This is a genomic window from Bacillus sp. cl96, from assembly GCF_900100505.1.
Classification (GTDB): Bacteria; Bacillota; Bacilli; order Bacillales; family Bacillaceae_G; genus Bacillus_A; species Bacillus_A cereus.
The window spans coordinates 685,693-701,212 of the sequence record NZ_FNDM01000001.1 but is presented as its reverse complement, the minus strand read 5'-3'; the positions used below and the strand labels follow the sequence as shown (position 1 = coordinate 701,212).

Here is a 15,520-nt window from a genome sequence, read left to right as displayed (position 1 = left end):
TCTCTTGTCGAATCGTTGATATATTATAAGTTACGATAGATATATTCGAAAAATCGTTGATATATTGTAGGTTACGATAGATATATTTGAAAAATCGTTGATATAATTTCATTTACTATGTTATTTTTCAGTAGTTTAATAGAGTAAAAAAAGAGCCAGTCTCAACGATGAGACTGGCTCTTTTTTTACTAACTAGTTTAATACTTTAACTGTAACTGTTTTACGTCCCCAGCTACTTGATGAACCTTTATCTGGCATTAAAACATCAATTTTATTTCCTTTAATAGCTCCACCAGTATCACCAGCAATTGCTACTCCGTAACCTTCAACCCATACTTTTGAACCTAATGGAATGACACTTGGATCAACTGCAATTAGTTTCATGTTTGGATTAGCTGTTAAGTTATGACCCATAGCTGATTTTACTTGGTCGCCTGCTTTATAACCATTTTCAAGTGGATCTGCTGTATAAGCTGTTGCTACAACACGTAACTCACGAGAAGATGATGGTGCACTTGTTTCAGTTTCTTTTGCAGCAGGTTGTTGTGTAGCTTGTTTTTGAGCTTTAGCCACTTCACGAGCTTTAGCCGCTTCACGAGCTTTAGCTGCTTCTTGAGCCTTAGCTGCCTCTTGAGCCTTAGCTGCTTCACGAGCTTCAGCTGCCTCTTGAGCTTTAGCTGCTTCACGAGCTTTAGCTGCTTCTTGAGCCTTAGCCGCTGCTTGAGCTTCAGCATCTGCTTGAGCTTTAGCTGCTTCACGAGCTTTAGCTGCCTCTTGAGCTTTAACTTCTGCTTGAGCTTCAGCATCTGCCTGAGCTTTAGCTGCTTCTTGAGCCTTAGCTGCTTCACGAGCTTTAGCCGCTTCTTGAGCTTTAACTTCTGCTTGAGCTTCAGCTGCTTCGCGAGCTTTAGTTGCTTCCACTGCTTTAGCTTTTGCTTGAGTTTCAGCTACTTCCTGAGCTTTAGCTGCTTCACGAACTTTAGTTGTATCTTGAACTGTAGTTGTTTTCTCAACTTTAACTACTGGTTGAACTTTAACTGGTGCTTTACCTGTTAAGTAAGGAACATGAACATAAGCTGTTTTTCCGTTATATTCAAATTGAATCCAATCATTTTGTACTTGGTGTGTTGTTTCAATTACATCATCTTTTTTCAACTTACCAAGAATCTCTGAGTCTGTGTTTGCTCCAGCACGTACGTTTAATACGTTTGCTGTTACGTAGTAAGTGTCTTTTGTATAGTCAGCGCTTATGAAAGCTTCTTTACCGCTATTCAATTGAACTTTTGACCAACCATTTTCTGTATGTAAAACATTTACTTTATATCCATCTAATAATTTTCCTACAACTTTTGATTCAGTAGTTGGGTTTTCTCGTACGTTTAGTACGTCAGTCGTTACGATTGTTTCTGCTTTAGCAGATGTTGTGAAAATCCCAAGACCAAAAACCGCTGCTGTTGCTATACCCATAAATTTTTTCATAATAGCCTCCATTGCATTTGTTTTCGTTGACCTCATTATAGCAACCATTATTTTCTTATTTGCGAAAAACATAAAATTACAAAGCTTTCGTAACGGGGCATTAATATTCTGTAACAATTCCATAAATATCCTGATAGCGCTTCCTTGTTGTTTTTTGGCGTATTAGGGCATATGAAACACAAAATGAGTAGTATTTCAATTACTGTAACGTTAATAATGTTACAGTAATATTTCTTAGTGATATCTATAGCGTTACAAAAATAGCTTATTTTACTGTTTGAATGGAAATTTAGTTATGAAACGATAATCTTTTTAGGCGTGAAAATATATAAATGAGGTGAAATTTAATAAAATATCGATATAATTGTTACAAAATCAGTCGAAGTATGGAAAAAATTACGCCTTGATTTTCGTCTGTTACATAGTATTTTTGCAATAATAGAATTAGATAATAGCCTTAGTACCTATAAATAATGAAGAGTATTAGAATGGTAGTTGTAACGTGAAACATATATAATAGAAGAAACTCAATTTAGTAGATAAATAAAAAACGCAGGAGTGTAAACTCCTACGTTTTTGTTTATTCATATCGTAAACATTCAATTGGATCCAGTTTGGCAGCTTTGTTAGCTGGCAGTAAACCGAATATAATACCGATTAACATTGAGATACCTACTGCAAGAAGTCCAAGTTCTTTTGAGACAACGAGTGGCCATCCAGCAAAGATTGAGACGATCCAAGCGAAGAAAATACCGAGCATGAATCCGATGAAACCACCAAGTCCTGTTAATATACAAGATTCGATTAAGAATTGTGTTAATACTTTACCACGTGTTGCACCAAGTGCTTTACGAATACCAATCTCACGTGTACGTTCTGTTACAGATACGAGCATGATGTTCATTACACCGATACCACCAACAAGTAAGGAGATAGCGGCAATACCACCGAATACCATTTTCATCATACCGATTGATTCGTCTAGTTGTTTCGTAAATTCACCTAAATCTTGTGCTTCGAATTTGTGCTCAAATTTAGGAGCTTTCATTTCGTTTAAGACAGAAACAGCTTGTTTTTCTACACTTTTACGTTCGGTCGGAGAGGTCATTGTTAATCTTACAGAGTCATACTCATTTACTCCTGAAATGACAGGCGCATTTTCAAGTGATGTATAACCTTCAGGCATAGGCATTCCAAAGTCATTTTTCGTTTCGTATACACCAACTATTTTATACGGCTTTCCTTTTATATCTGTGTATTGATTTGATTCCCAACCACTACTAAATAATTTGTTGAAAGCTTCTTCATTTAATATAACAGCAGGGATTGCTTGATTTAGTTCACTGTCATTTAATTCACGACCGTGAACTAATTTTATTTTCGAATCTGTCATAAAGGCGCCTGTTCCACCTTTTAAATCAAGATTTACATCTTTTGAACCAGCAGATGCTTTTACTTTCATACTTACGTCTGGATACACATCTTTAACGCCTGGTACAGTTTGCAGACGGTTTAGCATATCAGGTGTGATTTTGGCACTATCTGTTCCGTAATCAGGATTGTTGTAGTAAATCGTTACTTCGTTATCTTTTCCTTGGCCTAATTCTTTTTTAAACTTTGCGTTTGTACCATCACCCATTGAAATGATAGTAATAATGGCACTAATACCGATAATAATACCTAACATCGTTAAGATAGAACGCATTTTATGAGCAAAGATAGAGGAAAGGGCCATGCGTATATTTTCACTCGTATTCAAAATTAACCTCTCCAATCTTGGACGATATTTCCGTCACGAATTACAATTTGACGTGCTGCAGCTTCCCCGATTTCACGGTCATGGGTAATCATAATGATTGTTGAGCCTTGTTTATTTAATTCGTAAAAGAGGTCCATAATTTGTGTACTTGTTTTCGTATCAAGTGCTCCCGTCGGTTCATCGGCTAAAATGAATTTCGGGTTATTTACGATTGCGCGGGCAACGGCGACACGTTGCTTTTGACCACCGGATAATTCGTTCGGTAAGTGAGTAGCGCGATCAGCTAAACCGACTTTTGTTAAAGCGGCTAATGAGCGCTCGCGTCTTTCTTTTTTATCGACTCCAGCGTAAATAAGAGGTAGTTCTACATTTTGAAGCGCTGTAAGTCTCGGTAATAACATGAAGTTTTGGAATACGAATCCGATCTCTTTATTACGTACGTGTGCAAGTTCTGTTTCAGTCATGTTTGAAATATTTTGACCGGCTAGTTCGTACGTACCTGTCGTCGGTTTATCTAAGCAACCGATAATGTTCATTAATGTTGATTTACCAGAACCAGAAGGTCCCATAATTGAAGTGAATTCTCCTTGGTTCAGTGTTACGTCAATTCCGTGTAATATTTGAACGGACTCTGCACCATTTTGGAAGGATTTCGTGATGCCTTTTAAGTTAATCACTGGGCGACAACCTCCATACCATCTTTTAAGTCTTTTTCAGGTTTAGAGATAATTTCCTCTCCTTTTTTCACTCCAGAAACTTTTGCTTCGCTATCAGTCTCGAATTCAACAGTAACTGCTTGTTCTTTCGCCTTACCGTCTTTTACAACGAAGACAACATTTTTGTCACCTTTTTTCACGATACTGCTTTTCGGAACAATTGTACCAGTTGCTTCGCCAGATTTACTTGTTACGTAAACGTGGAAGCCGTTTTGTAATTCGTCACTATTATCTAATGTGACAGTGAATTGATAGTTAGAAACAGTTTTATTTTCATCCATGCTCTTTAATGGTGTAGAACCGATTTCTGTTACTTTTCCTGTCCAAGTCTTACCAGCGACAGTTTTTGATGAAACAGTTACTTCTTGCCCAACTTTCATACTAGCAAGCTCATATTCAGAAATTTGACCTTTTACTTTAAATTGACCAGCGTGACGAAGGGTAATTCCGCTCATACCTGTTTTTTCGTCAGCAGTTTTTACGATATCATCAATTACGCCATCAGCAGGACTTGTTACAGAAAGATTGTTTACTTTCTCTTTTGCTGCTTTAATCATTTCATCAGCTTTTTCAACTTCAAACTTTTTCATTTCAATTTGTGATTCTAATTGCCCAACTTCGGCTTCTGATGCTTTTAATGCTTCAGCAGGAAGGCCTGCATTTTTATCTTTTTGTAATTTTTGTTTCGCTACATCAATTTGTTTTTGGAGCAACGTTACTTCTTTTTGTGCGATTTTCTTTTGCATTTCTGCTTCTGTTACACCTTGTTTCGCAGTCGGATCATTGTATTTAAATAGAAGCTGACCTTTTTTCACTTCATCGCCTTTTTTCACAGCTAATTCATATGTTCCTTTTGTTGGATCGAATGAAATAGTTTCAATTCCATTTGGAATAACTTCGCCACCAAATTTTTGCGCGTTTTGGATTTGTTTTTCGGTTACTTTATATCCGCTATATGCCATTGCTACATCTGAACCGCCACCAGCAAATGCAAAGTATGATCCAGCTGCAATTCCGATTGCTACTACACTAGTAATTAACACTTTATTTTTCTTCTTCATCTATTTATCACCTTTTCGTTCGTTTTAGTATCTACATTAAGTATAGAAGAGGTAAAGAATCTGACAAATCGTTTTAGCTTACAATAACCTTACAGTTTTGTAAGGTATGAATATGTAAATGTAAGGTAGAGGTTGTCCTAGTGTAAGCAAATGAATTGACTCGTCGTTTCTTTCTTACAATAATATTGTATGGAGGAAAGGAGGAAGGAAGATGGAAGCTTATTTTAGCGCACACCCATTAAAACCATTTATTCCATACTCAAGGCAACATGCCCTTATATTATTTATTATGTTGGTGGGGATATTTTTTCTGTATCAATACCAAGATGTATTACGTCAAAGTGAGTGGAATATAACGGTTCGATATGCAATTGCATTTTTATTTATAGGTAGTGAAATTGGGCTTCATATGTGGGAGTGGAAAGCGGGGATTTTTGAGCTAGCTACTTCATTACCGTTTGAATTATGTACGATTAGTTTATTATTAGCGTCGATTATGATCGTAACGAAAAGTTACCGCATATATGAGATTGTATTTTTCACGGGAATTATTGGTGCATCACAAGCTATTTTAACGCCAAACTTGCAGTATGCTTTTCCGCATTTTCGTTTCATTGAATATTTTAGCGCGCATATATTGCTCATTTGGGCACCACTCTTTATGACTTGGGTGGAAGGCTATAGACCGACCTTGCAATCTATTAAGCGTACGATGATATTTTTAAACATATTGATTCCGCTTGTTTCGTTTGTGAATTATAAAACAGGCGGTAATTATATGTTTTTAGCTCATAAGCCAGAAACAGCTTCATTACTCGATATGTTAGGACCGCATCCTTACTATATTATTTCATTAGAACTCGCAGCGCTTATTGGGTGTTTTATTTTGTATATGCCGTTTGCAAAAAGAGAAAGGCATGCGCATAAAGAATCACTAGGATCATAACCTAGTGATTTTTTATGATTGAATATTTACAATTCAGAAAATTAAGAATAAAATTAGAGAGTAAAATATAAAGAGAGAGAAGGGAAAACGTGGTCAAAAAAGTTTTTCTGAATGGGATGGAAGTGACAATTCAATTTATTATTTCGATTTTGGGGATTATTATGTTAGGGGCTCTGCCGAAATTGTTTTATGGATTTAAGCTGGATGTATCAAAGTACATACAGAGTTTAAAAGAAGTGTTTGTGAACTTAATGGATATTTCCAATTTGCAATATGTGAAAGGTAAATTTTTATTTCCGCAGCTGTTCGTCCATTATAAAGAAACGATTATTATTTTTTTAGCTGCTTTTTTTATTTCATTATTTGTAGCATTTTGTATTGTTTATGTAATTATGAGTAGTTCACCGCGTATACAACATCGAATTAAATCATTTCTTATCTTCCTAGAATCTATTCCAGATATCCTTCTTATTTTAGTATCACAAATTTTAGTTATATGGTTTTTTAAACAAACAGGTTTTTTACCTTTTCAAATTGCTTCAATTGGAGGCGAGTCAATTAGAGGATTGCCGATACTTTGTTTGAGCATCCCGACTACGATTATGTTTGTAAAAATGGTCGTGCTTCGTTTTGAAAATGAACTAGAAAAAGATTATGTACTATTTGCTAAGGCGAAAGGGCTGGGGCGCTTTCATATTTTAAATCGTCATATTTTACGAAATGTGTTGCTTAGTACATTATTCTTTGCGAAAACGAATATCTTTTTTATGTTATCTAATTTATATATTATAGAATGGATTTTTAATACGGGTGGTATTTTTATGTTTTTGAAATCTTATTTTGGTATTAGAGTTGAGGTTTTCATCGTTAGTGTGCTTCTTATATATATTCCGATTTTTATTTTATTTAAATTGTTTCATTATCTCATTCCGGCTGCGATGAAGGAGAGATTATAATATGTGGACGTATATAAAACGTGATAAAAGATTTTGGATAAGCATTGGGTTTCTTCTCCTATTAGTTCTTTTGAGCATCGGAAATACGTTATGGAATGATGGACATATTAGACAAGTTACATTGCAATATGATGCGGATGAAAATCCACAAGTGCCACCGTTTTCACCTTCATTCCAATTTTTACTCGGGACAGATCGGAAAGGATACGACCTTTTACATTTAGTTATTGAAGGCGCGAAGTGGACGATTGGTATATCTATTTTAATTGCGGCACTTAGAATGGTAATAGGTGTGTTTTTCGGTGTCGTACTCGGAACGTATATAAAAAGAGGATTTTCAAAAATTGAGGCTTTCTTTGATAGTTTTACAGTTATTCCGACAGTTATGATTGCGTATTTTTTTCTTCAATCTGTAAATGCATTTGGAAGCGGGGAGGAAACAACAACCTTTTTTGAAAGGGCTTCGTTTCAAGTTGTCTTACTTGTAATGCTTGTAATGCCAGTTATTGCACTGTATGTTGCGAAGGAAGTTCGTAAATTGCGAACGGAGGAATTTGTTGATGCCGCACGCATATTAGGTGGATCGAGAAGACATATTGTTATAAAGCATCTTTTCCCGCACCTTTATATGACGTTTATACTTGTATTTTTTCAGCAGTTTACGCAGACTCTTACTATTTTACTGCACTTAGGGTTACTAGAAATATTCTTTGGCGGAACGGTTAAGTTTTTAGGACCGATAGAAGAAATAGAATCTTACACACATGAATGGTCAGGGCTAATTGGAGTCTATTTTAGATCTTTAACAGTGCATCCATGGATTCCTCTCGTCCCAATTACATTTTTCGGGCTTACCATTTTTTCAGGAAATATGATTGTAAAAAGTCTAGAAGAGGCGATGTTGAAAGTTCGATTAGGGGGAGAGATAAAGAAGGAAGTTGTAGAAGAGGAACAATCTGCTGTACAGTCAAAGGAAGAGTTGTTTACGTTTAAACATACGATGTGAAGAGAAAAAGAAGCAAGCATGGATTTCATGCTTGCTTCTTTTTACTTTGCAGAAACTTCACCTTCAGCTTCTGTTTGCGGAATAAAGTATCCGATTATACCACCAATTATTGCTGGAACGATCCAGCCGATTCCTAAGTTATAAAAAGGAATCGTGTGTACGATATTAGCGATAAAACTTGGTATCATTCCCACATTATCGAGTGCATGAATACAGCTAATAATGAATGCTGCGATCATTGCTCCGATGTAGACAGAAGGTTTACGTTTCGTATATTTATCGATAAATGATACGAAAATTAAAATGATTGTAATTGGGTACAAAATAATTAATACAGGTAGTGTGATTTTAATTAATAAGCTTAATCCTAAGTTTGAAATAACGAAACTAAAGATACAAACGTATAGTACGAGCTTTTTGTAAGAAACATTTGTTAATACTGTTGCGAAATAGTTGGCGAATGCACTTACAACACCAATTGCTGTTGTTAAACAAGCGAAGATAATGGCGATACTTAATAAAACATTACCGCTTGTCCCAAAGAATTGGTACATAACAGTTGCTAATAGTTGACCACCGTTCTCGAATTGTCCCAAGTTTCCGTTTGAAGCTCCGATATAACCGAGTAAGAAGTAAACAATTGTTAAGAATAGAGCAGCGATACTTCCGCAAATGATTGTATATTTCGCGATAGATTTCTTCTCTTGTATACCGTTTTGACGAATTGCATTTACAACAATTGTTGATAGTACGAGAGCGCCAATTGCATCTAACGTTAAAAATCCTTCAAGAAATCCTTTGAAAAACGGGATGTCTTTATAGTCACCGATAGGCTCTGCAAACGTTCCTGGTGAAAGAATCGCTTTTGTTGCCATAATTGCAATAATTACAAGTAAAATTGGCGTTAATATTTTACCAATATGATCTACTAGCTTGGATGGATTTAATGATAAGAAGTAAACGACTGTAAAGAAAATCGCACTAAAAACTAACATAGAATACCATTGATCTGGGAAAAGTGGTGCAATCCCAATTTCATAAGATACAGATCCAGTTCGTGGAATAACAAATAGTGGGCCGATTGAAAGATAAATAATGATAGCGAATACTGCTGCGAATTTTGGATGAACACGGCTCGCTAAAGTGTTAAAACTACCACCAGCAAGGGCAACAGCAACGATAGCAAGTAAAGATAAACCGACGTCTGTAATAATAAACCCTGTAATGGAAACCCACATATTTTCTCCGGAAGAAAGGCCAAGAAGGGGCGGGAAAATCATATTACCAGCACCGAAGAAAACTGCGAAGAGTAATAAACTAATCGAAAGTATTTGCGCTGGTTTCAAAGTTGTACGCATATAAAGAAAATCCTCCTAATGAGTATTTTTGTCGAAAATTCAAATAATTTGTCGAGTAACTGTTATTATTTTAAAGGTCTGATGACTAGAAAGCAATAGGGAATTTTGAAAAAATTAAAAAATAATGCATTAAATCGAATAAATATACTATTTGTATGTTTAATAGGAAGGATTTAACTTTTAACGTAAAAAAAACACATATCGCTAGGATACGTGTATTAAAAATATATTTTTCTATCGCGTTCTTCTTTTAAAATTTCAACCGCTTCTCGGAAACGTTGTGAATGGACAATTTCTCGTTCGCGTAAAAAGCGTAAACTGTCATTTATGTCGGGATCGTCAGATTGGTTGATAAGCCATTGATATGTGGCACGCGCTTTTTCTTCAGCCGCAATATCTTCGTATAGGTCGGCAATTGGATCACCTTTAGCTTGTATATAGGTTGCAGTAAATGGAACACCAGCTGCGTTATGGTAATGAAGTGCGCTGTCATGATCGACGTAATGAGGGTCGAGACCAGCTGCCTTCATCTGTTCAGGAGTCGCATCTTTTGTCAGCTTATAAACCATCGTAGCAATCATTTCAAGATGCGCAAATTCTTCTGTACCAATATCGGTAAGGAGGCCAATGACTTTATCCGGGATTGTATAACGCTGATTTAAGTAACGTAGTGCAGCAGCTAATTCTCCATCTGCACCACCGTATTGCTCAATTAATAATTTTGCAAGTGCTGGATTACAAGTTCCTACTTTAACAGGGTATTGTAATTTTTTTTCATAAATCCACATAGTTTCTCTCCTTTATATTTGCCATGGCCAAGGACCTTTGCTCCATTCCCAAGGGGCATTAGAATAGCTATTTCCATACTGTTGAAGCGGTCCATATTTTTCTTCCATCTGTTGTTTTAATACTCTTCGTTTATAGGAAAAATCATTAAATTGGTTAATAGCTGCTGTATCGTCTGGGTGGGTGTCTAAGTAAAGGGTTAGTTCAACTAATACAAAGTCTAATTCTTGGAGATTCTCTAAAAGTTGATAATACTCTTCTGGTAGTGGCTGGTTCACGTCAGTAGTCACCGCCCTTTTTTATAAGGATTTTCGTAATAATCATAAAAGATAGGCCATAAGGTTCCTTTTTGTAGTGCTTCTTTCGGTGAGAATTGTGGTAAATTTGGCGGTTGAAAACCTAAATATAAATTAGGAGGGGTAGAGTAATATTTTTTACCAATAGGAGGACAAGGATCTTGAGGACTATGATATGGCACATATGATTTCATATATTTATCCATTAATAAACCTCCCTATATTCTTCATCACTACGTATTGTATTCAGACATAATAGGCCTTTATGACACATATAAAAAAGTAATAGGTACGGGGGGAATGAATGTGGAGAATGTGAAACAATTCATTGTATTGGAAGTGAAAAACTTAAAGGAAACTTTGTATTTTTATGAAGGGATTTTAGGAATCAAGCCTAGTTTAGAAAGACCCCAATTAGATATAACAGGGGTTTGGTATGATGCTGATTCAATGAGAGTTAGTTTTGTAATGAATCGTAGTTTGGGTGGGCGTGAGAAGAGTGTTACGGATTCGGTTGATGTACTAATGTTTTCAATTTCTAACATAGAGAACTTAAAGAAGAGGTTAGTGTTTTATAAAATTGCATATATAGAAAACAAAAGTGAGAAGAGTATTGTAGTACAAGACCCAGATGGATATAAAATTCAAGTGATAGAGAAGGACGAATAAACGGAGGGGATTTAGTGGAGAGGAATTATGAAGAAAATGCATTGTTTGAGCATCAATTTTGGCTAAAGGTGCTTACTGATCATTCGCAATTTTTACTTGATGCATTAGCTCCGAAGGAAAAAGAGGATATAAAAAAGGCCACTTATTTTGTTGAAACATTTACGAATCTGTTAAATAAAGTTCGTAATGTGAATCTCATTGCGTTTTCAAAAGAGGCAGAACGAGCCGCAAAGGAAATACGAACGTTTAAATTAAGTATTATACAGAAACAACTCGAGGGAAAAATCACTATTCATTTTACGCCAACTTTCATCAATCATATGGTAAACGAAGTAGAAGAGTATATAACAGTGTTAGAATTTTTAAATAAAGGAGAAGTTCCGCCTGTTTTTCATGAATTACATTATCATCTCGTTTGGTTAACGGATGCGGCTGGCCATGCAGGGTCTATTTCTGGTGGATTAGATCTTGTTGAAAAAAGATTAAAAGAGAAAAGCGAAGAATTTACGAAGCACTTTGAACAATTTTACTTAAAGGCAGTTGAAATGACGGGGTATTTACGGACAGAGCTTCATCATTTTCCTGCATTAAAGAAGTTTACAAAAGATGTTTCACTTGAGTTAAAATTATTTTCGCATTTTCTCCATGAGGTCGAAGAGCTGGAGTTATCGAATGAAATATTAAGTGCATTATCTGCTAGAATGGCGGATCATATGGCAAGAGAAGAATGTTATTACTTATTAAAATTAGCACAATCGTCTGGACTTGAGATGCCAAAATGTAATCCGCTTTAAAGAAAAAAGAGGTCAATTTTATTTGGCCTCTTTTTCTGCTTTATTTTCTCTTTTTATTTTTGCTTGTTCAATACTTGCCTGTAATGTCTCCATAATATTGATGATGTTTGGAGTTGGAGAGATTGTTTCGGTTTTTTCCTGTTGTTCAATTTTGTTTTCGATTAGTTCGGTAAGGGCTTCTTTATACTCATCTGTATACATCTCTTTTTCAAAAGGATTTGTAAGATGGTGGATTAAATTGATTGCTGCCGTGAGTTCTTGTTTTTGAATCGGATAATTTTCGTTACTTGGTAAGTTAGGTGTATTTGTTATATCGCGAATTTCATTAGGGTAGTGAATAGTTTGTAATATAAGCCCATCTTCAAAGTTACGGATAATAGCTAAATGTTGTTTTTTTCTAATGGAAATATGGATAAGACCAAGTTTATTCGTACGTTCAAGTGCTTCTTTTAATAATAAATATGATTTTTCATGTCCTGAGGTAGGGCCTATAAAATAAGAACGATCGTAGAGAACAGAATCAATTTCGTTATTTTGGATAAAAGATATAATACGAATAGATCTTGGTTCGTGAGCTTTTTGCAACTCAGCTAGTTCTTTTTCATCCATAATAATGTACTTATGAGGTGCGTATTCATAGGCTTTTACAATATCTTTATCATCAATTTCTTCATCCGTACAATCAGGAGCAAATTTTTTATATTTAATAGGTGTTAAGCATTCTTTATGAAGACTTAAAAATTTTATATCGTTTTCTTCTACGGCACTGTATAGTTTGATTCCTATATTTAATAGTCCAAGTGAAAGGGCACCTTTCCATACGGTATGCAAATGAAGCCTCTCCTTTCATTCAAAAATGATTATGTATATTATGAGATAGTAAGAAATTTCCTATACGTTTTTTGTTTTTACGGAATGTTAAGCAGGAGGATGTGGGATATAAAATATATTGACAAGCCCTCCAAAATATTTTAATGTGATTGTATAAAATTGTGTATATAAAGGGGAGTAACTTATTACAGTAAAGTCGTCATTACAGGGAGAAACCCTCGGCTTTATTGGCAACGTTTCGTTGTTAGTGAGACCTTTACCAGCAATGGTAAAGGCCCCTTATTGTCTTTTTTAGGACCCTTACCATGTTTGGTAGGGGCCTTTTTGTATACAAAGAGAGGAGATATAAAAATGAAAAAACTTATTAGTAGATTAAGAGTTGTATTTCATGTTCGCCGATTTGTTCCATTCCTATTTGACTTTTTCACTTCAAAAGAGGTTTCAATAAAGAAGAAAATTTTATCTATTGCGTTTTTAGTTGGTTATGTTGCGATGCCGCTCGATTTAATTCCAGACTTCTTACCGTTTATCGGTATTTTAGATGATATTGGAATTGTATTATTTATTTTGAACCGAATTGTAAAAATGGCGCCAGTTCAATTACAAGAAAAGCATAACGTAAACGTAGGATAGGAGTTGGGGTAGAAAATATGGAGCAAATTATTTTAGATATAATCGAGTTTTTAAAGCAATTTTCTTATTTTGGAGTTGTGTTAGCATTAACGTTTGAATTTATTCCAGCAGAAGTAGTTTTGCCCATGGTTGGTTATTGGGTGTACGAGGGAGATATGAATTTTTGGCTTGCTGTATTAGCCGGAACCCTCGGCGGAACGACAGGACCTTTAACGTTATATGCACTCGGTTATTACGGTGGTCGTCCTCTATTAATAAAATACGGGAAATACTTCTTCATTAAAGAAGAACAAATTCAAAAAGCAGATGATTTCTTTGAGAAATATGGACCGGTTGTAGCATTTGTTGGACGCTTTGTGCCAGGAGTTCGAACGCTTATTTCTGTTCCATGTGGTATGGCGAAAATGAACATATGGAAATTTAGCATATATACATTTGTAGCAATGTTCCCGTTAACGACTTTGTATGTTTATTTTGGAATGAAATTAGGTCCACATTGGGAAAAGGCAGCGGACGTTGTTGGACAATATATGCTACCAATATTAGGAGGCGTTATTCTTATCGTTGCTAGTATCTTTGTCTATAAATATATGAAGAAAAGAAATAAAACGGAATCTATTTAGTCATTTGAATATTTTTTGAAAATAGATGAATAGTACAGGCAAAAGACTCTGAGGGACATACACATATAGGGAATATAAAAGAGAGAGGGGAAACAACTATGTCTTGTGAGTGCTCAGGGTCAGCATTAACTTGTTGTCCAGATAAAAATTATGTGCAAGATAAAGTGTGTAGTCCGTGGTCTGCTACTGTAGTTGCAACAGCAATTGATAATGTTCTCTATACAAATAATATTAACCAAAACGTAATTGGTACTGGCTTTGTTAAATATGATGTTGGACCAGGCCCAATTACTGTAGAGGTACTTGATTCTGCTGGGGGTACAATTGATACACAAACATTAAACCCAGGAACGAGTATTGCTTTTACGTATCGCCGCTTTGATAGTATACAAGTTGTGTTACCTGCAACACCTGCTGGAACGTATCAGGGAGAATTTTGTATTACAACACGTTATCCACTTTCATAGCAGAATAGGAGAGGATCGAAATGGGAATGAGAAGTTCCAGTTTGTCTTGTTGTTCTAATAAAACACTTGTGCAAGACCAAGTATGTACAGACTGGTCTATTACAGGTGCTGGTACTCAAATTGTATATACAAATAATATCACGCAAGAAGTATATGGTTCAGGTTACGTGAAGTATGATGTAGGTGCCAACCCGATTACAGTTGATTTTTTAGTAGGTGCAACAGTGGTTGATACAATTACTGTACAACCACAAAGTAGTGGTACTTTCACTGTCCGATATTTTACTACTGTCCGAATTACTACGACAGGAACGACTGTTAATCAAGGAGAGTTTTGTATTACAGTACGTTATCCAATCTCATAAAAAGCATACCGTGAACGGTATGCTTTTTATATTAAGGAAATAATGAAATTGGTATTCTATAAGCAACATGTAAATTCGCAACAGTACTTGCCTTCTAAATATAGTGAAGGATTACTTGTTATATTGATAATATTGATCGACTGTAGGTCTTTTCCTGTGTACGATATTGTATTACCAGGAAACACAGTGAAAATATTGGTTACTGTTCCAACGATTTGAATTGTAATTGCTTCGGTGCTGCTAGTACTATTGTAAACCGAGACAGTACCTGATATAAGTAGTATCCCATCACTTTGCCATAGTATCATTAATTGTGATGTATCTTTGGCAGAGGAGATGGTGTTATTAGTTATGAGGAAATTCCCTGCAAATTCATTTGTTACTCGCTCGCAATTTGGATTTGGAGGAGGGGGCGGTGGACAAGGGTCTGGACAAATAATAGATAAAGGAGCGAAACAGCCGATATTTTTTTTATTCTTCAATACAACCCCTCCTTTTAAGTTGTCTTTTATTACTATTAAATGTAAAAGCATGGCCGATGTGTTAAAAAAAGAAGGAAATATTAAAAATTAAGATTGTCTAATAGGCTTAAACCTTAACTTATCATTAGTGTTATAGAAAAGATTATATGTGAATAGTCATAGGAAAAGAATGATCAGACTCTTTTAGACAAAAGGTGGTTGTATACAATAGTACGAGTAATGTTGAACTTAATTTCTAATTAACTGTATATTTACAAAAATCTAATAAAGTTCATTTGTTATTTAAACGACAT

20 protein-coding genes are annotated in these 15,520 nt (G+C 35.3%); 10 read left to right on the top strand and 10 right to left on the bottom strand.

The window, feature by feature from the left end; all coding sequences use genetic code 11:
* Nucleotides 1-192: 192 nt before the first annotated feature.
* The 4 genes from entC to BLT20_RS03865 all read right to left on the bottom strand — a co-directional run bounded on the left by entC (nucleotide 193) and on the right by BLT20_RS03865 (nucleotide 5,015).
* The gene (gene entC / locus BLT20_RS03880) at nucleotides 193-1,602 is read right to left on the bottom strand and encodes a cell wall-binding protein EntC (RefSeq protein ID WP_061685120.1); all 1,410 of its coding nucleotides are present in this window, start codon (nucleotides 1,600-1,602) and stop codon (nucleotides 193-195) included.
* A gap of 457 nt (nucleotides 1,603-2,059) precedes the next feature.
* Entirely contained in the window at nucleotides 2,060-3,238 is a 1,179-nt protein-coding gene (locus BLT20_RS03875; protein WP_001097719.1) for an ABC transporter permease, read from the bottom strand.
* A 2-nt stretch (nucleotides 3,239-3,240) separates the two neighbouring features.
* Nucleotides 3,241-3,915 (bottom strand): ABC transporter ATP-binding protein, encoded by a 675-nt coding sequence (locus BLT20_RS03870; RefSeq protein WP_000609104.1) that lies wholly within the window; start codon nucleotides 3,913-3,915, stop codon nucleotides 3,241-3,243.
* Nucleotides 3,912-5,015 (bottom strand): efflux RND transporter periplasmic adaptor subunit, encoded by a 1,104-nt coding sequence (locus BLT20_RS03865; protein ID WP_000728807.1) that lies wholly within the window; start codon nucleotides 5,013-5,015, stop codon nucleotides 3,912-3,914. Before BLT20_RS03865 ends, BLT20_RS03870 begins: the two co-directional genes overlap by 4 nt.
* A gap of 211 nt (nucleotides 5,016-5,226) precedes the next feature.
* Between BLT20_RS03865 and BLT20_RS03860 the strand changes: the two genes are divergently transcribed.
* From BLT20_RS03860 to BLT20_RS03850, 3 genes are all read left to right on the top strand, one after another.
* A complete protein-coding gene (locus BLT20_RS03860; protein WP_000388701.1) occupies nucleotides 5,227-5,961 on the top strand; it encodes a YwaF family protein in 735 nt (244 codons plus the stop codon).
* Nucleotides 5,962-6,050: 89 nt separating this feature from the next.
* Nucleotides 6,051-6,917, top strand: coding sequence for an ABC transporter permease subunit (locus tag BLT20_RS03855; RefSeq protein ID WP_000239670.1), 867 nt, complete (start codon nucleotides 6,051-6,053; stop codon nucleotides 6,915-6,917).
* Nucleotide 6,918: 1 nt separating this feature from the next.
* Entirely contained in the window at nucleotides 6,919-7,923 is a 1,005-nt protein-coding gene (locus BLT20_RS03850) for an ABC transporter permease (protein WP_000269967.1), read from the top strand.
* A 41-nt stretch (nucleotides 7,924-7,964) separates the two neighbouring features.
* Here BLT20_RS03850 and brnQ read toward each other — a convergent pair whose 3' ends face one another.
* From brnQ to BLT20_RS03830, 4 genes are all read right to left on the bottom strand, one after another.
* The gene (gene brnQ, locus BLT20_RS03845; protein WP_001260934.1) at nucleotides 7,965-9,281 is read right to left on the bottom strand and encodes a branched-chain amino acid transport system II carrier protein BrnQ2; all 1,317 of its coding nucleotides are present in this window, start codon (nucleotides 9,279-9,281) and stop codon (nucleotides 7,965-7,967) included.
* Nucleotides 9,282-9,499: 218 nt separating this feature from the next.
* Nucleotides 9,500-10,069, bottom strand: coding sequence for a spore coat protein CotJC (gene cotJC, locus BLT20_RS03840; protein ID WP_000265278.1), 570 nt, complete (start codon nucleotides 10,067-10,069; stop codon nucleotides 9,500-9,502).
* A 12-nt stretch (nucleotides 10,070-10,081) separates the two neighbouring features.
* The gene (gene cotJB, locus BLT20_RS03835) at nucleotides 10,082-10,345 is read right to left on the bottom strand and encodes a spore coat protein CotJB (protein ID WP_001075542.1); all 264 of its coding nucleotides are present in this window, start codon (nucleotides 10,343-10,345) and stop codon (nucleotides 10,082-10,084) included.
* 8 nt (nucleotides 10,346-10,353) lie between these two features.
* The gene (locus tag BLT20_RS03830) at nucleotides 10,354-10,569 is read right to left on the bottom strand and encodes a spore coat associated protein CotJA (protein WP_000362187.1); all 216 of its coding nucleotides are present in this window, start codon (nucleotides 10,567-10,569) and stop codon (nucleotides 10,354-10,356) included.
* A 34-nt stretch (nucleotides 10,570-10,603) separates the two neighbouring features.
* Between BLT20_RS03830 and BLT20_RS03825 the strand changes: the two genes are divergently transcribed.
* Both BLT20_RS03825 and BLT20_RS03820 read left to right on the top strand, forming a co-directional pair.
* Nucleotides 10,604-11,032, top strand: a complete 429-nt coding sequence (locus BLT20_RS03825; RefSeq protein ID WP_168171565.1) for a VOC family protein — start codon at nucleotides 10,604-10,606, stop codon at nucleotides 11,030-11,032.
* 14 nt (nucleotides 11,033-11,046) lie between these two features.
* The gene (locus BLT20_RS03820; RefSeq protein WP_000440950.1) at nucleotides 11,047-11,826 is read left to right on the top strand and encodes a DUF2935 domain-containing protein; all 780 of its coding nucleotides are present in this window, start codon (nucleotides 11,047-11,049) and stop codon (nucleotides 11,824-11,826) included.
* 18 nt (nucleotides 11,827-11,844) lie between these two features.
* On the opposite strand, the gene BLT20_RS03815 is transcribed toward BLT20_RS03820, so the two are convergent.
* Entirely contained in the window at nucleotides 11,845-12,657 is an 813-nt protein-coding gene (locus BLT20_RS03815) for a non-homologous end joining protein Ku (RefSeq protein ID WP_000557734.1), read from the bottom strand.
* Nucleotides 12,658-13,008: 351 nt separating this feature from the next.
* On the opposite strand from BLT20_RS03815, the gene BLT20_RS03810 reads away from it, so the two are divergent.
* The 4 genes from BLT20_RS03810 (at nucleotide 13,009) to BLT20_RS03795 (ending at nucleotide 14,745) form a co-directional block, all read left to right on the top strand.
* Entirely contained in the window at nucleotides 13,009-13,290 is a 282-nt protein-coding gene (locus BLT20_RS03810; RefSeq protein ID WP_000733844.1) for a YkvA family protein, read from the top strand.
* Nucleotides 13,291-13,307: 17 nt separating this feature from the next.
* Nucleotides 13,308-13,913 (top strand): DedA family protein, encoded by a 606-nt coding sequence (locus BLT20_RS03805; RefSeq protein WP_000435017.1) that lies wholly within the window; start codon nucleotides 13,308-13,310, stop codon nucleotides 13,911-13,913.
* A gap of 98 nt (nucleotides 13,914-14,011) precedes the next feature.
* Nucleotides 14,012-14,380, top strand: a complete 369-nt coding sequence (locus BLT20_RS03800; protein WP_001277537.1) for a DUF3992 domain-containing protein — start codon at nucleotides 14,012-14,014, stop codon at nucleotides 14,378-14,380.
* A 20-nt stretch (nucleotides 14,381-14,400) separates the two neighbouring features.
* On the top strand, nucleotides 14,401-14,745 hold the full coding sequence (locus BLT20_RS03795) for a DUF3992 domain-containing protein (protein WP_000525819.1): 345 nt from the start codon (nucleotides 14,401-14,403) through the stop codon (nucleotides 14,743-14,745).
* Between the two features lie 56 nt (nucleotides 14,746-14,801).
* On the opposite strand, the gene BLT20_RS03790 is transcribed toward BLT20_RS03795, so the two are convergent.
* Nucleotides 14,802-15,182, bottom strand: coding sequence for an S-Ena type endospore appendage (locus tag BLT20_RS03790; RefSeq protein ID WP_227078150.1), 381 nt, complete (start codon nucleotides 15,180-15,182; stop codon nucleotides 14,802-14,804).
* On the opposite strand from BLT20_RS03790, the gene BLT20_RS30925 reads away from it, so the two are divergent.
* Nucleotides 15,070-15,318, top strand: coding sequence for a hypothetical protein (locus tag BLT20_RS30925; protein ID WP_002025365.1), 249 nt, complete (start codon nucleotides 15,070-15,072; stop codon nucleotides 15,316-15,318). The two genes, BLT20_RS03790 and BLT20_RS30925, sit on opposite strands and share 113 nt — an antisense overlap.
* Nucleotides 15,319-15,520: the final 202 nt, after the last annotated feature.